The following is a 22,541-nucleotide window of genomic DNA, read 5'->3' on the forward strand; positions in this document are numbered from 1 at the left end:
CGTGTGGTGTCCGTCGCTCGCCGCGTCAGCCGCGGCGGCCCGCCAGCTTCCAGGCGCTCGGCAGCGCGCCCATGGCGAGGGCCGCCTTCAGCGCGTCACCGATGAGGAACGGGACGAGACCGGCGGCGATGGCCGCGGAGGCGGAGATTCCGGTGGTCAGGGCCAGGTACGGGACGCCGACCGCGTAGATGATCACGGAGCCGAGCACCATGGTGCCCGCGGTGCGCAGTACGGACCGGTCGCCGCCGCGGCGGGCCAGAGCGCCGACCACGGCCGATGCGAGCAGCATGCCCAGGACATAGCCGAACGTGGCACCACCGGCGCCCGCGGTGCCCCCGGCGAACCACGGCATGCCCGCCGCACCCACCAGCGCGTACACCGCCAGGGAGAGGAAGCCCCGGCGCGCACCGAGGGACGCGCCCACCAGGAGCGCGGCGAAGGTCTGCCCGGTGACCGGGACCGGGGAGCCGGGGACCGGCACGGCGATCTGCGCGGCGATGCCGGTGAGCGCGGCGCCGCCGAGCACCAGCGCGATGTCGCGGGCACGGGTGGCGGGCAGCAGGTCGGCGAGAACCGCTCCGGGGCGGGTGGTGGCGGCAGCAGTGCTCATCGGGACTCCGCAGGTGAGGGCAGGTGGGAACAGGCTGACGTTAGCCTGGCGGGCCGCCGGAGAGCACCATCAGCCGCCCACAAAGCGGAGCTTGGGGCTTTGGTTGGTTTCATACAAAGTGGACTGTTCAACCGTCTCCGTGCGTGATGCTCATCACTGGAGGTCCTGGCAGGTAGATCTCCATTGCGGAACGGGTGACCACTTGGGGACACTGTGGGATCTCACCAAACTGTCCCCGCACATCGTCCAGAGCATCGCGAGTGTCGAGCACCATGTCCGAACCACTGCGGGCGGAGCCTCTCTCCGCCGGGCTGAAGCAGCGCCACCTGACCATGCTCGGCCTGGGCGGGGTGATCGGCGCCGGGCTCTTCGTGGGTTCGGGCGCCGGTATCGCGGTCGCGGGCCCCGGCATAGTCGTCTCCTATCTGATCGCGGGCACCCTCGCGATGCTGGTCATGCGGATGCTGGGTGAGATGTCGTCGGCGCTCCCCGCCTCCGGCTCCTTCTCGGTGCACGCCGAGCGGGCGATGGGGCGCTGGGCCGGATTCACGGCCGGGTGGCTCTACTGGTTCCTGCTGGTGGTCGTCCTCGCCGTGGAGGCGACGGCCGCGGCCCAGATCGCCAACGGCTGGGTGCCCGGCGTGCCGCAGTGGGCCTGGGTACTGCTCTTCATGGTGGTCTTCACCGTCACCAACCTCGCCGCCGTGCGGAACTTCGGCGAGTTCGAGTTCTGGTTCGCGACGCTGAAGGTCGGCGCGATCGTCCTCTTCCTCGCACTCGGACTGCTTGCGGTCTTCGGGGTGCTCCCGGACACCGATCCCGCAGGCCTGGCCAACCTCACCGGAAAGGGCGGCTTCCTGCCGAACGGCTGGCACGGCGTCATCTCCGGTGTCCTCACGGTCGTGTTCGCCTTCGGCGGTCTTGAGGTCGTGACGATCGCCGCAGCGGAGACCGACAACCCGGCGCGCGCGGTCGGCCGCGCGGTGCGCAGCGCGGTGTTCCGGATCCTCTTCTTCTACGTGGGCTCGATGCTGGTCATCGTGGCGGTACTGCCCTGGAGTGCGCAGAAGGCCGGACTCTCCCCGTATGTGACGGTGCTCGACTCGATCGGCGTGCCGTCCGCGGGGGCCATCATGAACATCGTCGTCTTCGTGGCGCTGCTCTCCGCCCTGAACGCCAACCTCTACGGCTCCTCCAGGATGATCTTCTCGCTGGCCGAGCGGGGCGAGGCGCCGCGCGGGCTGCTCAAGGTCACAGGCAGCGTGCCGCGCCGGGCCGTCCTCGCGTCCGTCGCCTTCGGATTCGTGTCGGTCCTGCTGAATCTGGAGTGGCCGGACTCGGTCTTCCTCTACATGCTCAACGCGGTCGGTGCGGTCCTGCTGTTCGTCTGGGCGCTGATCGCCGCCTCGCAGCTGCGGCTGCGCCGCAGGATCGAGCGGGAGACACCGGAGCTGCTGCAGCTCAGGATGTGGGGCTTCCCGTGGCTGACCTGGGCCACACTGGCCGGCCTGGCCACCGTCTTCGTGCTGATGCTGACCGACGACACGGCGCGCCCGCAGCTGCTGTGGTCGCTGGGCGCGACCGCCGTGGTGCTGGCCGTCGCGGGCATACGGGAGTTGAGCGCACGGCGCGGCTAGAGGGCTGCGGTTCACGAAGCAGGGACACCGGAAGGGCGGGCGCCGCACAGGGCGCCCGCCCTTCCGGCTGTCCGCACACCCGCACCGGCGCGCGCCCGGCAGCGCACCCGCCGAACCCCCGCGCCCCCGGCCGTCCGGCGGGCCCTCACGCCCATCATGCGTACCTACTGCTAGCCTGCACTTGCATAGAGGTTGCAATAAGCAGTCGGAGGCTCGGAACGACATGGCGACTTACACACTTCCTGAACTTCCCTACGACTACGCGGCGCTGGAACCGGTGATCAACCCCCAGATCATCGAACTGCACCACGACAAGCACCACGCCGCGTACGTGAAGGGTGCGAACGACACGCTGGAGCAGCTGGCGGAGGCGCGCGACAAGGACCAGTGGGGCGCGGTGAACGGGCTGGAGAAGAACCTCGCGTTCCATCTCTCCGGTCACATCCTGCACAGCATCTACTGGCACAACATGACGGGCGACGGTGGCGGCGAGCCCCTCGACAAGGACGGCACCGGCGAGCTCGCCGGTGCGATCGCCGAGTCGTTCGGCTCCTTCGCCAAGTTCAAGGCCCAGCTGACCAAGGCCGCCGCGACCACCCAGGGTTCGGGCTGGGGCGTCCTGGCATACGAGCCGGTCAGCGGGCGGCTCATCGTCGAGCAGATCTACGACCACCAGGGCAACGTCGGCCAGGGTTCGGTGCCGGTCCTGGTCTTCGACGCCTGGGAGCACGCCTTCTATCTGCAGTACAAGAACCAGAAGGTGGACTTCATCGAGGCGATGTGGAAGGTCGTCAACTGGCAGGACGTGGCGAAGCGTTACGCCGCCGCCCGGGAGCGTGCCGACGTCCTGCTGCTCGCACCGTGACACCACTGCGCCGGCGCCCCTGACGGGACCGCGCCGCCCGGCGTCCTGCTCGTGATCGTCTTCTCAGCCTTCACCTGCGGGCGGACAAAGAACAGCCGGCCTCCGCGAGGACATGACTCGCGGAGGCCGGCTGTGCGTCCGGACCGTTCAGGCCGGAGGACACGACTCGCGGAGGCCGGCCGCGCGCCCGGACCGTTCAGGTCAGTCGAAGACCGGCCCCTGGGTACGGGTCCGCTTGAGCTCGTAGAAGCCGGGGACCGAGGCGACCAGCAGAGTGCCGTCCCAGAGCTTCGCCGCCTCGTCGCCCTTGGGCGCCGGGGTCACGACCGGGCCGAAGAAGGCGACCTGCTCGCCGTCGGCGCCGGGGACCGCGATGACCGGGGTACCGACCTCCTGGCCGACCTTCTCGATGCCCTCGTTGTGGGAGGCGCGCAGCTCCGCCTCGTAGTCGAACGGGCTCTGGTCCGCGTAGTCCAGCAGCTCGGCGGGGAGGCCCACCTCGTCCAGCGCGGCCGCGATGGCCTCCCGGGTCGGCCCCTGGCCCTCGTTGTGGAAGCGGGTGCCGAGCGCGGTGTAGAGCTTGCCGACGACCTCGTCACCGTGCTTCTGCTGGGCAGCGACGACCACCCGCACCGGCGCCCACGCCTTGACGGTGAGCAGCTCGCGGTACTCGTCGGACAGGTCGTCGAGCCGGTCCTCGTTCAGGACGGCAAGACTCATCACGTGCCAGCGCACCTCGACGTCCCGGACCTTCTCGACCTCCAGCATCCAGCGGGAGGTCATCCACGCCCACGGGCACAGCGGGTCGAACCAGAAGTCGACGGGGGTCTTCTCTGACATGTCTCTCCTCGGGAGGCGCACTTTTCGGCTGCTGCAACTCCCCCGCGACAACGCCCCGGGCGGGCCCCGCCATTCCCGGCCGCCACCCCGGACCGGCGCATGGGAGGATTCGGACAACAGATCGCATACACGAAGGAGTGCCCGTGCCCGGTGAGAATCTGTCCCGTGACGAAGCCCGGAGGCGGGCCGAACTGCTCTCCGTCGACGGGTACACGGTCGCCCTCGACCTGCGCTCGGCGATCGGGGACAACCCGGCCGGCGAGCCGCGTACGTTCCGCTCGGTGACGACGGTGCGCTTCCGCTCGGCCGAGGCGGACGTCTCCACGTTCGCCGATCTCATCGCTCCGTCGGTCACCTCGGTGACACTGAACGGGCGGGAGCTGGACCCGGCCGCCGTCTTCGACGGGTCCAGGATCACGCTGGACGGGCTCGCCGAGGAGAACGTCCTGGTCGTGGACGCCCAGTGCGCGTACAGCAGGACCGGCGAGGGCATGCACCGCTTCGTCGACCCGGAGGACGGCGAGGTCTATCTGTACACACAGTACGAGCCCGCCGACTCACGCCGGGTCTTCACCAACTTCGAACAGCCCGACCTGAAGGCCCCTTACACGTTCGAGGTGATCGCGCCCGACGGGTGGAAGGTGTGGAACAACGGGGTCGGTGAGCAGCAGCCCGACGGGGTGTGGCGGTTCGCCGGGACCAAGCCGATCTCGACGTACATCACCGCGGTCGTGGCCGGCCCCTACCACCACGTCACGGATGTCTACCGCCGGACCCTGGACGACGGGACCGAGCTGGAGATCCCGCTCGGCGCCCTCTGCCGCAAGGGTCTTGCCAGGCACTTCGACGCCGACGACATCTTCCTGATCACCAAGCAGGGGCTGGATTTCTTCCACGACCACTTCGACTTCCCGTACCCGTTCGGCAAGTACGACCAGGCCTTCGTGCCCGAGTACAACCTCGGGGCGATGGAGAACCCGGGCCTGGTGACCTTCCGCGAGGAGTACATCTACCGGGGCAAGGTGACCCGCGCGGCGTACGAGCGCCGGGCCAACGTCATCCTGCACGAGATGGCCCACATGTGGTTCGGCGATCTCGTCACCATGGTCTGGTGGGACGACCTGTGGCTGAAGGAGTCGTTCGCCGACTTCATGGGCTCCTTCTCGATGGTGAACGCCACCCGCTTCACCGACGGCTGGATCACCTTCGCCAACAACCGCAAGGCCTGGGCGTACCGCGCCGACCAGCTGCCCTCCACCCACCCGGTCACGGCCGACATCCGTGACCTGGAGGACGCCAAGCTGAACTTCGACGGGATCACCTACGCCAAGGGCGCATCGGTGCTCAAGCAGCTGGTCGCCTATGTCGGCCAGGACGCCTTCCTGGAGGGCGCCCGCCGCTACTTCAAGCGGCACGCGTACGGGAACACCCGGCTCGGCGATCTGCTGTCCGTACTGGAGGAGACCAGCGGGCGGGACATGGTGTCCTGGTCGCGCTCCTGGCTCCAGACCGCCGGGGTCAACTCACTGACGCCCGCTGTCGTCCATGACGCGGAGGGCCGCATCACGGAGCTGGCCGTCCTGCAGGACGCCGCCGACTCGCATCCCGAGCTGCGCCCGCACCGGGTGGCCGTCGGGCTGTACCGGGTGGAGGACGGCGCACTGGTGCGCTATGCGCGCGCCGAGGCCGACGTGTCGGGCCCGCGAACGGTCGTGGCGGAGCTGACCGGCGCCGAGCGGCCCGCGCTGGTGCTGGTCAACGACGACGACCTCACGTACTGCAAGATCCGCTTCGACGAGGACTCGCTGGACACCCTGCGTGAGCACCTCGGTGACATCACCGATCCGCTCGCGCGGGCCCTCTGCTGGTCGGCGCTGTGGAACCTGACCCGGGACGCGCTGATGCCCGCCAGGGACTTCATCGGCCTGGTACTGCGCTTCGCGGGCCGCGAGTCGGACATCGGCGTGCTCCAGATGCTGCACACCTGGGCGCGGGGCGCGCTGCTGCACTACGCGGCGCCCGACTGGCGCGAGGAGGGCGGGAAGCTGCTCGCCGGTGGCGCGCTGCGCGAACTGCGGCTGGCGGAGCCCGGCAGCGAGGCCCAGCTGACGTGGGCGCGGTTCTTCGCCTCGACCGCGGCGGCGGACGCGGACTTCCAGCTGATCCAGGGACTGCTCGACGGCTCGGCGAAGATCGACGGGCTCGACGTGGACCAGGAGCTGCGCTGGGAGCTGCTGGCCCCCCTCGCCTCGCACGGCGTCGCCGACGAGCAGGGCATCGCGGCGGAGCTGGCCCGCGACGACACGGCGTCCGGCAAGCGGCACGAGGTGCGCGCTCTGGCCTCGCGCCCTTCGGCCGGGGTCAAGGCGGAGGCGTGGGCCGCGGTCGTGGAGGCCGACACGCTCTCCAACGCACTGGTCGAGGCCACGATCGCCGGGTTCGGCGAGGCATCGCAGCGTGAGCTGACCGCACCGTACGCACCGAAGTACTTCGAGGCCATCGAGCGCATCTGGTCCGAGCGTTCGATCCAGATCGGGATGCTTGTCGTACGGGGTCTCTTCCCAGGCCTCCAGGACCACCCGTCGACGCTGGACGCGACGGATGCCTGGCTGGAGGGGCACCGGGACGCGGCGCCCGCTCTGCGCAGGCTCGTGCTGGAGGCGCGGGACGACCTGGCCCGTTCGCTGCGCGGTCAGGCGTGCGACGCGGGCGCGGGCTCCGGCGCGGTCCGGGGCATCTGAGACGGAACCGGGCCCGGACATCCGGGTCGGAGCCGGGCCCGGGCCGGCGGTCCGCGGAGCAGCGGCCGGAAGAACAGCTGTCCGCCCCCTCGCGGGCCGTCGCCCTGGGCCATCCGGGCGACGGCCCGCTCGGCCACCGAACGCCTTTACTTTAGGACGGTGTTGTCCGGTTTTGCCGACAGTTGTGTAACAGGGGTTAGCGGACGGCAGGACCGTGGGCATCTCCGGTGCATGAACCGCGATACCTCCCTCTGCGGGGAGACCTCGTCCCCGCACTCCCCCCTCCTCCGCCACTCCGCCGGTGTCCACGGCCGGGTGCTCTCGGCGCCGCAGTTGCGCGAGCAGGGGGTGACGGCGGCCCGTGCGGCCGCCCAGTGCCGGCCCGGAGGCCCCTGGCAGCAGTTGCTGCCGGGGGTCTTCGTGCTGCACCAGGCACCGCCGACCGGCGAGGAACGGTTGCACGCCGCACTGCTGTACGCGGGGCGGCCCCCGGCCGAGCGGAGCGGGGCGGTGCCTTCGCAGCCGCGCCAGGGCGTGGTGCAGGACAGCGCCAACACCCCCGCCCGGTACGGCAATACGATGGTCACTGGCCTCGCGGCGCTCGCTCTCCACCGTTTCTCGGCCGCTCCCCCGCTGATCTCCGTGGACCGGATCGACGTCCTGGTGCCGCGCACCCGCAGGCTCCGCTCCACGGGCTGCGCCCGGATCGTCCGTGCGCACACCTTGCCGGGGTCCGAACAGATCGACGGGGTACCGGTGGCGCCCGTGGAGCGCGCGCTGGCCGACGCGGTCGCCGGGCTCCCCGAGCCGGACGCGGTGCGCCGGCTGCTCACCGAGGCCGTACGCGGCGGGCGCTGCGAACCGGCCGCCCTCGTCAGGGAACTGACGCTGGCCCGGCTGCTCACCCGCGAGCCGGTGGCGGACGCGGTGGACGCACTGCTGACGGAGGGGCGCTCCCTCGCCGAGGACCGGCTGTACGGGCTGGTGCGCGACCACGGGCTGCCCGACCCGCTGTGGAACGTGGAGCTGCGGCTCCCCGGCGGGCCCTCGCTGGGCGGGGTGGACGTCTACTGGCCCGACGAGGCGGTGGCGGTGGAGCTGGACACCAGGGCGGCGCCCCCCAGGAGTTCCGGCCGCCGGCCCGCAGGCGCCGGAACACCGGCCGGCGGGGCGGATGACGTGCTCGATTCTCCGTACGCCCGCAAGCGCGACCACCTGGAGCGGCTCGGCATCACCGTCGTGCATCTGACACCGGCCAAGCTGCGCGACGCACCGGCCCAGCAGGCCACCGTGGTGCGCACCGCCCTGATGGCCGCGGAGGACCGTGCGCCCGCCGGTCTTGTGGTGGTACTGCCCCGCTGAGCGGGGGCCGGTTCCCGGGGTCGGCGGCCGGGCGCCGCCGTGGTGCGGCGCCCCGGGCCCGGATCAGCGCTTCCTGAGGACGAGTTCGGTGTTCCGGTCACCGGCCGTGCCCGAGAGGTCCGTGCGGCTGCCGGGCGCGTTGAAGGAGAGCTCCCGGTAGAGCGCGGCGAGTCCGGTCTGGGAGAGATCGGTGAAGTCCGTGCGGTGCGGGGCCGCGGACTCGACCAGGGTGGTGAGGAGCGAGAGCGTGCCGTCCCGGTTGTCGACCAGTTCGAAGACCCGGGCGAGCTGCGGGAAGTCGATGTGGGAGGCGGTGGTGACCTCCCAGAAGGAGCCGTGCGGCTGGATCTTGTTGCGGTGGCTGTGGCCGTTGATCCAGGCGGCCACGCTGGGGTGCTTGCCCAGCAGCGCGACGATCTCGGCGCCCGAGTGGTTCCGCTCGCCTGGACGGGCCGGGTCCGGGTGGGTGTTGGTGATGGTCCAGCTGTTGTGGTGGCTGAAGACCAGGACATGCTCCCCCGGGTGGGCCTTGAGCGTCCGCTCCAGCCAGTTCAGCTGGGCGGTGCCGACGGTGCCGGTGAAGTGGCCGCCCCGGCCCGTGGTGTCGAGGCTGATCCCGAGGACGCCGGGCGCGGCCCGGAAGCTGTAGTACAGGGTGTCGCTGTCCAGGTTGGCCCGGGTGTAGCCGTGCCCCACCGGGCCGGCGCCCGCGTGCGCCGGGTCGAGATGGGCGGTGAGGTACTCGCGCGGGGTGAAGGGGGCGCGGGCCGGGTCCGGGGTGATCCGGCGCAGGTCCTTGGTGTGTCTGCGGACCAGGGCGGCGAAGTGGCTGCCGTCGAAGTCCCCGTTCTTCTGGTCCGTGGCCAGCTGGGCCCGTGCCTCGGCGGCCGGGATCTCGTACAGCTTCCGGCCCCCGGTCGCGAAGTCGGCCAGGAAGTGCCCCCGGGCCGCCATGGATCCGCTGCTGAGCGAGTCGTGGTTGCCGACGGTCGAGTACCAGGGCATGCGCAGTCCGGGGCTGTTCACCGGGCGGACGGCCGCCGCGAGGAATCCCTCGATGTGCGGGAAGCCGCGCTGCTTGTCCGTGTCGCGCAGAGCCGAGTCCGGATGCCAGAAGTGCTTGATGCCGGAGTCCTGGACCCCTTCGTAGCGGTGCGGGTCCCCGGTGTTGGGGGTGATCCGCCCTCCGCTCATCACCCCGAGGAACCAGCCCAGTTCGGCGTGGGAGTTGTTGTCGGTGTTGTCCCCCGTCGTCATCACGAAGGAGAGCGGGGTCCCGGTGGCCGGGCCGGCGCGCAGCGCGTTGACGCGTTCCACCAGGGAGATCGCGCCGGGCACCGTGAGCGCCTCCTGCGGGCGCCAGGACGCGGTGTCGGCGGGACGCAGGAACTCGCCGCGCACCGGGTGCTGGACGTCGGTGAGGTGCAGATCGGTGAGCTGGACGAAGGCGGCGAGCGTGGTGCGCCGGGCGGCGCGGCCGGAGCGGGCGGTGGCGAGCCGGTCCCGTACGACCCGGTCCCAGCCGGGGCCGTCGCCCAGCCGCCGGTACCCGCTGCCGGGGTGACCGGTGCGGGGCGCCGCCGAGGTGAGCAGGGTGGTGCCGGCCGGTGACGGCGCGGCGGGGGTGGCGGGCCCCGCGGGTGCGGCACGGAGCGCGGCGGGTACGGCGGCGCCCGGCACGGGCGGGACCGGGGCGGCGGAGGCGCCGCCGGTCCCGATGGCCGCGCCGACACCGGCCGATACGGCGACGGCTCCGGCGGCGGCGAGAAAGGTGCGGCGGTCGAGGGCGGCGGGACGCATACGTGACATGGCTCGGTCTCCCCGGGTGCGAACGCATCGGCAAGGGCGGCGGGGCTGTTGTTTCCCCGCTCATCCGGATGGTTGGCAGCGGGCATGACCTGTGCGTGAACGAGGCCGCAACAGGCAACACCGATCACCGCACAGGGATCACTCGCGGCCGGGGAGGGGCTCCGGGGTCCGGGCCGGGGGGACGGGGCGGAACTGGGCGGACGGGACGGAGCTGGGCGGTTTCAGCCCGCTATGACCGTCGTGGCGTATGGCGGAAGTCCGCCAGCACCGGCTACTCAACGGACAACTCCTCCCCAAGGGAGGGTCATTTAGGTAAAGCTCCGGTCATCAAGCTCCGGATTCCGGACCTTTTCTTCCACATACAGGGATGCAGATGAGCCTCGAATTCCCCAGCTCCATAACCCGGGCGAGACGCGCGGCCCGGGTCGCGGCCGCCGCGGGTGTGGTGCTCGCCCTCGCCGCGGCCGGCACCGTGCCCGCGGTCGCGGCCGCGGCCGCGGGTACCGCAGGTCAGGACGGGCCCGCGCCCTCCGCCGTGAAGGCGGCGGCGCCTGCCGGGACCGCACCGGACAAGCTCGGCGCGTCCGACGCGCAGCTGCTCGGCCGGGCCGAGCAGGACGGCACGAAGTCCGTGACCGTCATGGTCGCCACCGCCCCCGGCGCGACCGCCCGGGTGCGCAAGCAGCTCGACGCCGTTCCCGGCTCGGTCGTCGGCAGGACCGACGACAAGCTGGGTTACGTCCGGGCCACCCTGCCGACACCCAGGGCCGGTTCGGCCATCAAGGCGGCCGGGAAGCTCCCGTCCGTCCACGGTATCGATCTCAAGCAGGAGATCGAGCTGGACGATCCGACCCCGGCCGGCGACACGGCCGGGCGCGCGAAGGCCAAGGCGTCCGCAGGACCGTACGCCGCTCCGGGCCGGAAGACCCCGGCCAGGAACCCGTACAACCCGTCCTTCGAGACGGGCGCCGTCGACTTCGTGAAGCAGCACCCGAAGTCCGACGGCCGCGGCGTGACCATCGGCATCCTCGACTCCGGCGTGGACCTGGGCCACCCGGCGCTGCGGAGGACCAGCACCGGAGAGCGGAAGATCACCGACTGGGTGACGGCGACGGACCCGGTCTCCGACGGCGACGGCACCTGGCTGCGGATGGACGGCGCCGTGACCGGCCCGGCCTTCACCGCCGCGGGCCGCACCTGGAAGTCCCCCGCAGGTTCGTACCGCTTCCGGACCTTCGCCGAGAAGGTCACCACGGGCGGCGACGAGGCGGGCGACCTGAACCGCGACGGCGACACCACCGACGTCTGGGGCGTGCTGTACGACCCGGCCGCCGGGACCGTGCGGGTGGACCTGAACGGCAACGGCGACTTCACCGACGACACCGCGATGAAGCCGTACAAGGACGGGTTCCAGATCGGCTACTTCGGCAAGGACGACCCGGGGACCGAGGTCGCCGAGCGGGTGCCCTTCGTGGTGGAGAGCCGCAAGAACGTCGTCGTCGACGCGGCGGGCGACACGTCCGACTACGTCAGCATCGGCATCATCCAGAGCGAGCACGGCACCCATGTCGCGGGCCTCACCGCGGCGAACGGCCTCTTCGGCGGCGCGATGAACGGCGCGGCGCCCGGCGCGAAGATCGTCTCCTCGCGTGCCTGCTCCTGGAGCGGCGGCTGCACCAACGTCGCCCTGACCGAAGGCATGATGGACCTGGTCGTCAACCGCGGCGTGGACATCGTGAACATGTCGATCGGCGGTCTGCCCCCGCTCAACGACGGGAACAGCGCACGGGACGAGCTCTACAAGCGCCTCATCGACACCTACGGCGTCCAGCTCGTCATCTCGGCGGGCAATGAGGGGCCCGGCCTCAACACCATCGGCGACCCCGGCCTCGCCGATCACGTGATCTCCGTGGGCGCGACCATCTCCAGGGAGACCTGGGCCGCCGACTACGGCTCGGGTGTGACGACGGAGAACGCCATGATGCCGTTCTCGTCACGCGGCCCGCGGGAGGACGGCGGCTTCACACCGACGCTCTCCGCGCCCGGCGCCGCCGTCAACTCCACCCAGACCTGGCTCCCCGGCGCCCCGGTCAAGGAAGCGGGTTACCCGCTGCCCGCCGGCTACTCGATGCTGCAGGGCACTTCGATGGCCTCCCCGCAGGCGGCAGGCGCGAGCGCGCTGCTCCTCTCGGCCGCGAAGCAGCAGCACATCGAGCTGCCCCCGGCCGATCTGCGCACCGCGCTCACCAGCACCGCCACCCACATCAAGGGCGTCCCGGCGCACGCGGAGGGCGCGGGCCTGATCAACATCATCGGCGCCTGGAAGACCATCAGGAAGGCCGCGGCCTCCCGGCAGGGCCCCGCGCACGAGTACACCGTCAAGGCGCCGGTCGACACCGCGATCGACGACGCCCTGAAGACCCCCGGCTACGGCACCGGTCTCTACGACCGCGAGGGCGGTCTGAAGGCCGGGCAGCAGAAGACGTACAAGGTCACCGTCGTGCGGACCACCGGGCCCGACCGGGCCGTCCCGCACCGGCTGTCCTTCCGGAACGACGACGGCACCTTCTCGCTCGCCGGCTCCGCGCAGGTGTCCCTGCCGCTGGGCCGGGCCGTGACCGTGACCGTCCGGGCGAAGCCCGCATCGGCCGGGGTGCACAGCGCCGTCCTCCGGCTCGACGACCCGAAGACGGTGGGCACCGACCAGCAGATCATGGCCACCGTGGTCGTCTCGGAGCCGCTCGCCAAGCCCTCGTACACCGTCAAGCACTCCGGCTCGGTGCAGCGCAACAGCACCACGTCGTACTTCCTGACCGTGCCGGAGGGCGCCAGGACCCTTGAGGTCGGGATGAGCGCGCTGCGCTCGGGCAGCCAGACGCGGTTCATCTCGATCCACCCGTACGGGGTGCCGGTGGACGACACGGGGACGCCCAGCTGCTACCCGAACTACGACAACCCGGCCAACACCTGCCGTCCGGATCTGCGGTCCTACGCGGACCCGGCGCCGGGCGTCTGGGAGATCGAGGTCGAGGCCCGCCGCACATCGCCCTACCTCGACAATCCGTACAAGCTGGATGTGGCGCTGCTCGGCGCCTCCTTCGACCCGGCCGTCCAGACGCTCCCCGAGGTGGGGGCCGGCGCTCAGGCCCCGGTCACGTGGACGGTCCGCAACGGCTTCGCGGCGATCGACGGCAGGCTGAAGGGCGGACCGCTCGGCTCGTCCCAGGACGCCGCCCCGACGATCGCGGAGGGCGCGAGCAGGACCACCACGATCACCGTCCCCGAGGGTGTCGACCGGTTCGACGTGTCCATCGGCGGGACCTCGGACACCGGGGCCGACCTGGACCTCTACGTCTACCGGGGCAGCACCCAGGTCGGCTCGTCGGCGGCCGGGGGCTCCGACGAGTCGGTCAGCCTGCTGAAGCCCGCAGCCGGTACGTACACCGTCGAGGTGGACGCCTACGCGGTCCCTGCCGGGTCGACGCAGTACAGCTACCGGGACGTGTACTTCGCCCCCTCGCTCGGCTCGATCGAGGTCGACGCGTCCAGGGCTGTGAAGCTCGCCACGGGCGCCTCGGCGGAGGTCGGTGCGGCCATCGCAGCCGCGGGACCGCCGCCGGCCGGGCGCGAGCTCTTCGGCCAGGTGCAGCTGGTGAACGCCCACGGCACGGTCGCGGGGACCGGCAGCGTCCGGATCGCGAACGTCACACCGTAACTGTGTGAAACGCCGCAACCGTACGAAATGAGGTGTGAGCGGCGGAACGGTGGGGCAGGTGCCAGAGTCGGCGCCTGCCCCGCTGTCCGCTCCCCGGACAATGGATTGGACAAGGCGCCGCCGGTCGCACGCATGATGGTGCGGCCAGCCGTGGCCGCCATGGCCAGCAACGACGCGCAGCAGGTGCGCAGTGAGTACGGAGGAATCACGTGAGGGTCGGAATCGTCGGAGCCACCGGTCAGGTCGGCACAGTCATGCGCAAGATCCTCGCCGAGCGGGCATTCCCGGTCGACGAGCTGCGGCTGTTCGCCTCCGTGCGCTCCGCGGGGACCACCCTGGCCTGGCAGAGCAAGGGTGTCACGGTCGAGGACGCGTCCACCGCCGACTACTCGGGACTGGACATCGTGCTCTTCTCGGCCGGCGGTGCCACCTCCAGGGCGCTCGCAGAGAAGGTCGCAGCCCAGGGCCCCGTAGTGATCGACAACTCCTCCGCCTGGCGCGGCGACCCCGAGGTCCCGCTGGTGGTCTCCGAGGTCAACCCGCACGCCATCGCCGACCGCCCCAAGGGCATCATCGCCAACCCGAACTGCACGACGATGGCCGCGATGCCGGTGCTGCGCCCGCTGCACGACGAGGCCGGCCTCGAAGCGCTGGTCGTCGCCACCTACCAGGCCGTGTCCGGCTCGGGTGTCGCCGGCGTCGCCGAGCTGCACGGCCAGGCGGCCAAGGTCGTCACCGACGCCGACCGGCTGACCCACGACGGCAGCGCGGTGGACTTCCCGGAGCCCGGCGTCTACAAGCGCCCCATCGCCTTCAACGTGCTGCCGCTGGCAGGCGCCATCGTCGACGACGGCTCGTACGAGACGGACGAGGAGCAGAAGCTCCGCAACGAGTCCCGCAAGATCCTGGAGATCCCCGGACTGAAGGTCTCCGGCACCTGCGTCCGGGTCCCGGTCTTCTCCGGCCACTCGCTCCAGGTCAACGCCCGCTTCGCCCGCCCCCTCACGGTGGAGCGCGCCTACGAGCTGCTGAAGGGCGCCCCGGGCGTGGAGCTCTCCGAGATCCCGACGCCTCTGCAGGCCGCCGGTACGGACCCCTGCTACGTGGGCCGGATCCGTAACGACGAGACCGTGGAGAACGGCCTCGCCCTCTTCGTCTCCAACGACAACCTCCGCAAGGGCGCCGCGCTCAACGCCATCCAGATCGCGGAGCTGGTGGCCGCGGAGCTCACCGCCTGAGCCGGCCCGCCCCTCACCACCCCGGAGCGCACAGCTCCGCGGCACCGCCCGCCGGTGCCGCGGAGCTGTGCGCTCCGCCGTATCCGCCCCCTCCGGCCCCCTCGCACGGCGCACGGCGTGGAAGGATGACCGGAAACGTCACATACCGAGGAGATGACCCGGGTGCCCGGCACAAATCTGACCCGCGAAGAGGCACAGCAGCGAGCGAGCCTTCTCACCGTTGACTCCTACGGGATCGAGCTCGACCTCAGCGGCGCGCAGGAGGGCGGCACCTACCGGTCCGTGACCACCGTGCGCTTCCAGAGCGCGGAGGCCGGGGCCGATACCTTCATCGACCTCATCGCGCCGACCGTGCACGAGGCCGTCCTGAACGGGACGCCCCTGGATGTCGCCACCGCCTTCCAGGACTCCCGCATCGCGCTCCCCGGGCTGCTCGCCGGGGAGAACGAGCTGCGGGTCGTCGCGGACTGCGCGTACACCAACACCGGCGAGGGTCTGCACCGCTTCGTCGACCCGGTCGACGACCAGGCGTACCTGTACACCCAGTTCGAGGTCGCCGACGCACGGCGGGTCTTCCCCAACTTCGAGCAGCCGGACCTGAAGGCGACCTTCCGGTTCACCGTGAAGGCCCCCGAGGGCTGGACCGTGATCTCCAACTCGCCGACGCCCGAACCGCGCGACCACGTCTGGGAGTTCGAGGCCACGCCGCGCATCTCGACGTACATCACGGCGCTCATCGTCGGCCCGTACCACTCGGTGCACAGCAGCTACGAGAAGGACGGTGTCTCCGTCCCGCTCGGCATCTACTGCCGCCCCTCGCTCGCCGAGTTCCTCGACTCGGACGCGATCTTCGACGTCACCCGGCAGGGCTTCGACTGGTTCCAGGAGAAGTTCGACTACGCGTACCCCTTCGCCAAGTACGACCAGCTCTTCGTGCCGGAGTTCAACGCGGGCGCCATGGAGAACGCGGGCGCGGTGACCATTCGCGACCAGTACGTCTTCCGCTCCAAGGTCACCGACGCCGCGTACGAGACGCGCGCCGAGACGATCCTGCACGAGCTGGCCCACATGTGGTTCGGCGACCTGGTCACGATGGAGTGGTGGAACGACCTCTGGCTGAACGAGTCGTTCGCCACGTACACCTCGATCGCCTGTCAGGCGTACGCGGACGGCTCCCGGTGGCCGCAGTCGTGGACGACGTTCGCCAACTCCATGAAGACCTGGGCCTACCGCCAGGACCAGCTGCCGTCCACGCACCCGATCATGGCCGACATCACCGACCTGGACGACGTCCTGGTCAACTTCGACGGCATCACGTACGCCAAGGGCGCCTCGGTACTCAAGCAGCTCGTCGCCTATGTCGGCATGGACGAGTTCTTCCAGGGCGTGCAGGCGTACTTCAAGCAGCACGCCTTCGGCAACACCCGCCTCTCGGACCTGCTCGGCGCGCTGGAGAAGACCTCGGGGCGCGACCTGAAGGCCTGGTCGACGGCGTGGCTGGAGACCGCGGGCATCAACATCCTGCGCCCGGAGATCGAGGTGGACGACGCGGGACACATCACCTCCTTCGTCGTGCGCCAGGAGGCGCCCGAGCTGCCCGCGGGCGCCAAGGGCGAGCCGACGCTTCGCCCGCACCGCATCGCCATCGGCTGCTACGACCTGGACGAGGCCGGCAAGCTGGTCCGTACGGACCGGATCGAGCTGGACGTCGAGGGCGAGCGCACCGAGGTCCCGTTCCCGCGGGACACCCCGCGCCCCGCGGTGATCCTGCTCAACGACGACGACCTCTCGTACGCGAAGGTGCGCCTGGACGCGGAGTCGCTGCGCGTCGTCACCGAGCACCTCGGCGACTTCGCCGAGTCGCTGCCGCGCGCCCTGTCCTGGGCCTCCGCCTGGGACATGACCCGCGACGGCGAGCTGGCGACCCGTGACTACCTGGCGCTCGTCCTCTCCGGGATCTCCAAGGAGACCGACATCGGCGTCGTCCAGTCGCTGCACCGCCAGGTGAAGCTGGCCCTGGACCTGTACGCGGACCCGGCGTGGCGCGAGGCGGGCCTGAGCCAGTGGACGGAGGCCACGCTGGCGCACCTGCGGGCCGCCGACGCGGGCGGCGACCACCAGCTGGCGTGGGCCCGTGCCTTCGCCGCGACGGCGCGTACGCCGCTCCAGCTCGATCTGCTGAACGGGCTGCTCGAAGGCGAGGAGACGATCGAGGGGCTGGCTGTCGACACCGAGCTGCGCTGGGCGTTCGTGCACCGGCTGGCATCGGTCGGCCGGTTCGACGAGGAGGAGATCGCGGGCGAGCTGACGCGCGACAGGACGTCGGCGGGCGAGCGGCACGCGGCGAGCGCCCGTGCGGCGCGTCCCACCGAGGCGGCGAAGGCGGAGGCCTGGGCCTCGGTCGTGGACTCCGACCAGCTGCCCAACGCCGTCCAGGAAGCGGTCATCGGGGGCTTCGTCCAGACCGACCAGCGCGAGGTCCTCGCTCCGTACACGGAGAAGTACTTCGCCACGGTCAAGGACGTCTGGGAGTCCCGCAGCCACGAGATGGCGCAGCAGGTGGCTGTCGGTCTCTACCCGTCGCTCCAGGTCTCGCAGGAGACGCTGGACGCGACGGACGCCTGGCTGGAGTCCGCCGGGCCGAATGCCGCGCTGCGGCGGCTGGTGTCCGAGTCGCGCTCGGGCGTGGAGCGGGCCCTGCGGGCCCAGGCGGCGGACGCCGCCGCCGCGCACGCGTAGGGAACGCGAAGGCGGGTGGTGCGGTCCCGTGGGGCCGCACCACCCGCCCGTCCCTCTGCCCGGGGTTCCCCCCGGCCTCCGGGCAGAGGTCGACTGTCGGGTCCTGACGGATCAGGACCCGTTGTAGCGGCGGCGCAGCTCCGCCGTACCCGCCTCGGTGAACGTGCCGTGCAGGCGCATCCGCGCCACACCGCCGTCGGGGAAGGTGTCCAGGCGGACGTGGGTGACGACCGCCTCGGCCGGGAGCTTGAAGCGGTGCAGGGTGTCGGGCTGGAGCTGGGTGCGCGGGATGATCTCGAACCACTCGCCCGACTCGCCGTCCCGGCCGCTCAGCGCGATCCAGCCGGCGGCGTTGCCCTTGAGGTAGGCCGTGTCGATCTCCACGGCGCGTACGACGCCCTGCGCGGCCAGGCGGAAGCGCACCCAGTCGTTGGTGTCGCGGACGCGGCGGCGGCGGTTCTCCCAGCCGTCGTCCATCTTGCGGGAGGTGCCGGGCAGGATGATCTGGGTCGGCGAGGAGTAGAAGCGGTCCGACGCGTCCTCGTAGGCGCCGCCGTTGAGCACCGAGACCAGGTCGACCGTGGAGAGCAGGCCGAGCCACTCCGGGTCGGGCACGACCTCGCCGTGGACGCGGAGGCGGGCGACACCGCCGTCGGGGTGCTGGCAGAGCCGGACGTGCGTGTAGACGCGGTCGCCGGTGATCTCGAAGGCGTTGGCCGCGTGGCCGAGCACGGGGGACCGCGGGACGATCTCCTCCCACTTCACGTCGTCGGCGAGCAGCTCAGCGGGGCTCGGGGAGCCCTCCACCATGGCCCCCTGGACGGATATCTGCTGCGGGTAGTTGCCGCGGAAGTGGGCGGTGTCCACGATGATGCCGCGGATGATGCCGGGGGCGCCGAGCCGGACGAGCGCCCAGTCGTGGTCGTCCGGGGTCGGGAAGGGCGTCGCGGCGGACGCGCCGCGACGGCGGCGGGTCTCCCAGCCGTCCATGATCTTGCCCTTGTGACCGAAGCGCTCGGGGTCGAAGACGGCCCGCTCCTGGACCAGCAGGTTCTCGCGCTCGGCGAAGAACTCGTCATTGGCGGCGACGACGCCCGCACCGAGCCGGCGGTCCGCCAGGTCGACCAGCTCCGTGAAGGCGTGGTTCCCGCTGCGGTAGTCGGCGTACGGGTCGCCACCGCCGTACGGGGCCGCATCGTTGGCGTGGGGGTCCTGGGAGCTCGCTGCGTCGGTGGAGGTCATGGTCAGACTCTCGCTCAGAGTCAACGATCACGTCCATCGAAAGTTTCCACAGAATCCATTCAGTGGATCTGAACGATGCTACGGGTGGCCGCCCTGCCCGCCCGCCACCTCACGCAGCGCGTCCAGCACCCGGCCGACCGCGGTGCCGTCCTCCGCTCCGCGCCGCACCGCCGCGATCACATGACGCAGCGGCTGGTCGGCGCTGAGCACCCGGGTCACCACCCCCGTACGGCGCTCACCCCCCACCGCCATCCTGGGCACCAGGGCCACCCCCATCTCGGCCTCCACCATGGCCAGGATCGCGGTCCAGCCGGCGGCGCTGTGCGCCTGCTCGGGGACGAATCCGGCCGCCTCGCAGGCCGCCGTGGTGATCTCCGACCAGGGCCCGCTGCCGCCGAAGATCCACGCCTCGCCGGAGAGGTCGGCGAGGCGCAGCCCCTCCACGGTGGCCAGCGGGTGACCGGCGGGGAGCGCCACATCGAGCGGGTCGGCCAGCAGCGGTACCCGGGTGAAGCGCGGGTCGCGGGCGGTCGGCGCGTGCGCGGCCAGGGAGATCGCCAGGTCGACGTCGCCGCCCGACAGCAGCTCGTACGCCTCGGCCGCCTCCGCCTCGCGGATCCGGACCTCGACGGCGGGGTGGCTGCGGCGCAGCGCGGCCACCGCGGGGACCACCAGGGCGGGGACGGCGGTGGAGAAGGCGCCCACCCGGACCTCGCCCGCCTCCCCCTGGAGGTAGCCGGCCAGTTCGGCGTCCGCGCGCTCCAGCTGGGCGAAGACCGCCTCGGCGTGCCGGAGCACCAGATGGGCCGCGTCGGTGAGCCTGACCCGCCGCCCGTGGGCGACCAGCAGCGGTACGCCGAGCTGCTTCGACAGGTTCGAGAGCTGCTGCGAGACGGCGGACGGAGTCATCCGGAGCACCTCGGCGGTGGCCGTGACGGTGCCGCGCTCGCTCAGGGTGCGGAGGATCTGGAGCTTGCGGATGTCCCACTCGGTCATGTCCGCAACCTATCCCCCGCCGGCCGCCCGGATCCGGTGCGGAACGCAGAGGTGCCGCGGGGCCGTTCGTACGGCTCCGCGGCACCTCGGGTGCTTCGGGTACTTCGGTGAAGCGGGCGGGTGTCAGGCCTTCTTGCGCGACTTGTCGAGGACCATCACCAGTCCGGCGATGATCCCGAACAGCACGAGAGGCGTGATCACAAAGAGGCCGATCGTGTCGAAGACACTCAGGCCGGGACCGGGGTCGTCGCCGTCGTCGCGGGTCAGCGCGAGCGCGGGGGACGACATGAGCAGCATCATCAGCGTCGTACCGGCTGCTACGGCTCCGGCGCGCACGGCGTTCTTCTTGTCCACGGACCAAACGTAGCGAACGGCTATGCGGTCTGCGCGCCCGGGGGTGCCGTACGCGGCCGGAACTCAGCCATCAGGCGGTGCAGACGGGGCGAGGCGGCCACTTCCTCCAGGGTCATCGGCCTGCCCTGCGCGTCGGCGACCGGCAGCCGCCAGTTGGGATATTCGTCCCAGGTACCGGGGAGGTTCTGCGGCCTGCGGTCCCCCACCGCGTCCGGCAGCCAGATGCCGGTCATCCGGGCCGGGGTGCGCAGCAGGAAGCGGTGGACGGCGCGGACTTCCCCCTCCTCGTCCCCGGAGCCCTCGGGCAGCAGTCCGAGCCGGGAGAGCAGGCCGAGCCACTCGGCGAGGTCGGCCTTGTCCTCGGCCTGTTCCTGGCCCAGCGGGCGGGTCAGCAGGCCCAGCCGGTGGCGCAGTTCGACGTGTTCGCCGCTCAGCCGGGCAGCGGTGGACGGCAGATCGTGGGTCGTGGCGGTGGCGACGCACTCCTCGCGCCACTTCTCCGGCGCCAGCGGACGGCCGGTACCGCTCCAGTCCCGCTCGAACCAGAGCACCGAAGTCCCCAGTACGCCGCGGCGCGAGAGGGCTTCACGGACGCCCGGCTCGACCGTGCCGAGGTCCTCGCCGATGACGGCAGCGCCCGCCCGGTGGGCCTCCAGGGCGAGGACGGCCAGCATCGCCTCGGCGTCATAACGGACATACGTTCCAGTGGTGGGATCGCCGCCCGCGGGGACCCACCAGAGCCGGAAGAGTCCCATCACATGGTCGATACGGATCGCACCCGCGTTCCGCAGGATGCCGCGCAGCAGCCCGCGGTAGGGCGCGTAACCGGAAGCGGCGAGCGCGTCGGGGCGCCAGGGCGGCAGGCCCCAGTCCTGACCGCGGGCGTTGAAGGCGTCCGGGGGCGCGCCGACGGACATCCCTCCGGCGAAGATGTCCTGCTGGGCCCAGGCGTCGGCGCCGTCCGGATGGACCCCGACGGCCAGGTCGTGGACCAGACCGGTCTCCATGCCCGCCTCCCGGGCGGCACGCTGGGCGTCGGCGAGCTGGGCGTCGGTCAGCCAGGCGAGCCACATATGGAAGTCGACGCGGTGCTGAAGTGCGGCGCGGGCGCGGGCAGTCCCCTGCGAACGGGGGTCCTGCAAGGCGGCGGGCCAGGTGTGCCAGTCGGGTCCGTGCTTCTCGGCCAGCGCGCACCAGGTGGCGTGGTCCTCCAGCGGGCGGCCCTGGACAGCCAGGAAGTCCGCGTAGGCGGCGCGGCGTCCGGGGCCGAGCGGAACGGCGTGGACCAGCTCCAGAGCCTCCTTCTTCAGCGCCCACACCGCGTCGCGGTCGATCAGGGCGCCTCCGCTGAGCACGGCTTCCCGCAGCACGGCGGCCCGGCGCGGGTGGCTGCGGTCCTCGGTGTACGCGTACTCCGGGACCGTCTCGACCCGCAGATGGACGGGGTCGGGAAAGCGCCGCGACGAAGGCCGGTAGGGAGAGGGATCGGTGGGCTCTCCGGGTGCTGCCGCGTGCAGCGGATTGACCTGGACGAATCCGGCGCCGTGCACCCGGCCCGCCCAGGTGACGAGCTCGGCCAGGTCGCCGAGGTCGCCCATGCCCCAGGAGCGCGCGGAGAGCAGGGAGTAGAGCTGCACCAGGAAGCCGTGGCTGTGGCCCGGCGGCTGCGGCACCCGTTCGGGCGCGACCACGAGGGTGGCGCGCTCCGTGCGCCCGTCGGCCGCCTCGGCGTGCAACCGGTGGACACCGAGGGGCAGTTCCTGCCACTTGTCGACGGTCGTGCCCTGCTCGGTCTCGATCCGCAGCCGGGTGCCGGCCGGCAGGTCCCGCACGGCGCGGGGGCGCTCTCCGGGCCTGGCCACCACGGTCGGTGGCAGCAGCCGGTCCGCCAGAGCCGACTCGTGGCGGGCGAGCGCCGCGGCGACCGCGTCGGGCGTCGACGCGTCGACATCGAGCGCGGCGAGCACAGCGACGACGGTGGTGTCGGCGACCGGGACGGTGACGTCATCGGATGGTGCGTAGCTGGTGGCGACTCCGTGCAGCGCGGCGAGCCTGGCAAGGCTCATGCGGACTCCCCGATCAGGCTCCGGTCAGATCCCGGCAGCCATGCCGTATGCGGTTGGCTCACTGGTCAACGGGGTGAAGTCGGCGAGCGGCGGCTCGCTGGTGAGGGGGGCGACATCGGAGAGCGGGGGTTCGCTCGTCAGCGGCAGTTCCATGGAGCAGGTGCTCGCGTCGGGGTCGGGCATCAGGTCCGGCACGAGCTCCGGAACGGTCTCCGGGACACGTTTGGACAGGGCCGAGAGCAGAAGCTGTGCTGAAGCGGCCACGAGAATCTCCGTAAGGTCGGTGACGAGGTCGGACTCAAGCCCTACCCAGCGGGGACGGCCCCA

General features: G+C 71.5%; 15 protein-coding genes. 7 read left to right on the forward strand and 8 right to left on the reverse strand.

The genetic code is table 11. From position 1 onward, the window contains the following. Positions 1 to 25: 25 nt before the first annotated feature. Positions 26 to 610, reverse strand: a complete 585-nt coding sequence (locus tag OG917_RS11595; RefSeq protein WP_328317492.1) for a biotin transporter BioY — start codon at positions 608 to 610, stop codon at positions 26 to 28. 272 nt (positions 611 to 882) lie between these two features. Here OG917_RS11595 and OG917_RS11600 point away from each other — a divergent pair, with 272 nt between their 5' ends. Both OG917_RS11600 and OG917_RS11605 read left to right on the forward strand, forming a co-directional pair. Beyond that, entirely contained in the window at positions 883 to 2,247 is a 1,365-nt protein-coding gene (locus OG917_RS11600) for an amino acid permease (RefSeq protein ID WP_328317493.1), read from the forward strand. Positions 2,248 to 2,470: 223 nt separating this feature from the next. Beyond that, complete coding sequence (locus OG917_RS11605) at positions 2,471 to 3,112, forward strand: superoxide dismutase (RefSeq protein ID WP_328317494.1); 642 nt, start codon at positions 2,471 to 2,473, stop codon at positions 3,110 to 3,112. 201 nt (positions 3,113 to 3,313) lie between these two features. Here the strand turns inward: OG917_RS11605 and OG917_RS11610 are convergent, their stop codons facing one another. Next, the gene (locus OG917_RS11610; RefSeq protein ID WP_328317495.1) at positions 3,314 to 3,952 is read right to left on the reverse strand and encodes a mycothiol-dependent nitroreductase Rv2466c family protein; all 639 of its coding nucleotides are present in this window, start codon (positions 3,950 to 3,952) and stop codon (positions 3,314 to 3,316) included. A gap of 143 nt (positions 3,953 to 4,095) precedes the next feature. Here OG917_RS11610 and pepN (OG917_RS11615) point away from each other — a divergent pair, with 143 nt between their 5' ends. After that, positions 4,096 to 6,693 carry an aminopeptidase N gene (gene pepN / locus OG917_RS11615; protein WP_328317496.1) on the forward strand — a complete coding sequence of 866 codons (2,598 nt, stop codon included), beginning with the start codon at positions 4,096 to 4,098 and terminating at the stop codon, positions 6,691 to 6,693. Between the two features lie 231 nt (positions 6,694 to 6,924). Further along, on the forward strand, positions 6,925 to 8,055 hold the full coding sequence (locus OG917_RS11620) for a hypothetical protein (RefSeq protein ID WP_328317497.1): 1,131 nt from the start codon (positions 6,925 to 6,927) through the stop codon (positions 8,053 to 8,055). Between the two features lie 63 nt (positions 8,056 to 8,118). On the opposite strand, the gene OG917_RS11625 is transcribed toward OG917_RS11620, so the two are convergent. After that, positions 8,119 to 9,864, reverse strand: a complete 1,746-nt coding sequence (locus OG917_RS11625) for a TIGR03767 family metallophosphoesterase (RefSeq protein ID WP_328317498.1) — start codon at positions 9,862 to 9,864, stop codon at positions 8,119 to 8,121. 367 nt (positions 9,865 to 10,231) lie between these two features. On the opposite strand from OG917_RS11625, the gene OG917_RS11630 reads away from it, so the two are divergent. The 3 genes from OG917_RS11630 to pepN (OG917_RS11640) all read left to right on the forward strand — a co-directional run bounded on the left by OG917_RS11630 (position 10,232) and on the right by pepN (OG917_RS11640) (position 17,556). Beyond that, positions 10,232 to 13,579: a S8 family serine peptidase gene (locus OG917_RS11630; RefSeq protein WP_328317499.1), complete on the forward strand. Its 3,348-nt coding sequence runs from the start codon at positions 10,232 to 10,234 to the stop codon at positions 13,577 to 13,579. A 209-nt stretch (positions 13,580 to 13,788) separates the two neighbouring features. Beyond that, the gene (locus OG917_RS11635) at positions 13,789 to 14,817 is read left to right on the forward strand and encodes an aspartate-semialdehyde dehydrogenase (protein ID WP_328317500.1); all 1,029 of its coding nucleotides are present in this window, start codon (positions 13,789 to 13,791) and stop codon (positions 14,815 to 14,817) included. A gap of 162 nt (positions 14,818 to 14,979) precedes the next feature. Then, positions 14,980 to 17,556 carry an aminopeptidase N gene (gene pepN, locus OG917_RS11640; RefSeq protein WP_328317501.1) on the forward strand — a complete coding sequence of 859 codons (2,577 nt, stop codon included), beginning with the start codon at positions 14,980 to 14,982 and terminating at the stop codon, positions 17,554 to 17,556. Between the two features lie 111 nt (positions 17,557 to 17,667). Here the strand turns inward: pepN (OG917_RS11640) and alc are convergent, their stop codons facing one another. The 5 genes from alc to OG917_RS11665 all read right to left on the reverse strand — a co-directional run bounded on the left by alc (position 17,668) and on the right by OG917_RS11665 (position 22,478). After that, the gene (gene alc, locus OG917_RS11645) at positions 17,668 to 18,798 is read right to left on the reverse strand and encodes an allantoicase (RefSeq protein WP_328317502.1); all 1,131 of its coding nucleotides are present in this window, start codon (positions 18,796 to 18,798) and stop codon (positions 17,668 to 17,670) included. Between the two features lie 78 nt (positions 18,799 to 18,876). After that, the gene (locus OG917_RS11650; RefSeq protein WP_328317503.1) at positions 18,877 to 19,794 is read right to left on the reverse strand and encodes a LysR family transcriptional regulator; all 918 of its coding nucleotides are present in this window, start codon (positions 19,792 to 19,794) and stop codon (positions 18,877 to 18,879) included. A gap of 123 nt (positions 19,795 to 19,917) precedes the next feature. Continuing rightward, entirely contained in the window at positions 19,918 to 20,148 is a 231-nt protein-coding gene (locus tag OG917_RS11655) for a hypothetical protein (RefSeq protein WP_164265242.1), read from the reverse strand. A 20-nt stretch (positions 20,149 to 20,168) separates the two neighbouring features. Beyond that, complete coding sequence (gene malQ / locus OG917_RS11660; RefSeq protein WP_328317504.1) at positions 20,169 to 22,214, reverse strand: 4-alpha-glucanotransferase; 2,046 nt, start codon at positions 22,212 to 22,214, stop codon at positions 20,169 to 20,171. A gap of 24 nt (positions 22,215 to 22,238) precedes the next feature. Next, a complete protein-coding gene (locus OG917_RS11665) occupies positions 22,239 to 22,478 on the reverse strand; it encodes a hypothetical protein (RefSeq protein ID WP_328317505.1) in 240 nt (79 codons plus the stop codon). Between the last annotated feature and the right edge of the window lie 63 nt (positions 22,479 to 22,541).

The sequence above is a fragment of the Streptomyces sp. NBC_00388 genome, from assembly GCF_036061255.1.
Taxonomy (GTDB): domain Bacteria; phylum Actinomycetota; class Actinomycetes; order Streptomycetales; family Streptomycetaceae; genus Streptomyces.

Bases quoted from the DNA above. Each gene is read 5' to 3' on its own strand.
- OG917_RS11600 (WP_328317493.1), top strand. From the start codon at position 883: ATGTCCGAACCACTGCGGGCGGAGCCTCTCTCCGCCGGGCTGAAGCAG.
- malQ (WP_328317504.1), bottom strand. From the start codon at position 22,214: ATGAGCCTTGCCAGGCTCGCCGCGCTGCACGGAGTCGCCACCAGCTAC.
- alc (WP_328317502.1), bottom strand. From the start codon at position 18,798: ATGACCTCCACCGACGCAGCGAGCTCCCAGGACCCCCACGCCAACGAT.
- OG917_RS11630 (WP_328317499.1), top strand. From the start codon at position 10,232: ATGCAGATGAGCCTCGAATTCCCCAGCTCCATAACCCGGGCGAGACGC.
- OG917_RS11650 (WP_328317503.1), bottom strand. From the start codon at position 19,794: ATGACCGAGTGGGACATCCGCAAGCTCCAGATCCTCCGCACCCTGAGC.
- OG917_RS11625 (WP_328317498.1), bottom strand. From the start codon at position 9,864: ATGTCACGTATGCGTCCCGCCGCCCTCGACCGCCGCACCTTTCTCGCC.
- OG917_RS11605 (WP_328317494.1), top strand. From the start codon at position 2,471: ATGGCGACTTACACACTTCCTGAACTTCCCTACGACTACGCGGCGCTG.
- OG917_RS11620 (WP_328317497.1), top strand. From the start codon at position 6,925: ATGAACCGCGATACCTCCCTCTGCGGGGAGACCTCGTCCCCGCACTCC.
- OG917_RS11595 (WP_328317492.1), bottom strand. From the start codon at position 610: ATGAGCACTGCTGCCGCCACCACCCGCCCCGGAGCGGTTCTCGCCGAC.
- OG917_RS11610 (WP_328317495.1), bottom strand. From the start codon at position 3,952: ATGTCAGAGAAGACCCCCGTCGACTTCTGGTTCGACCCGCTGTGCCCG.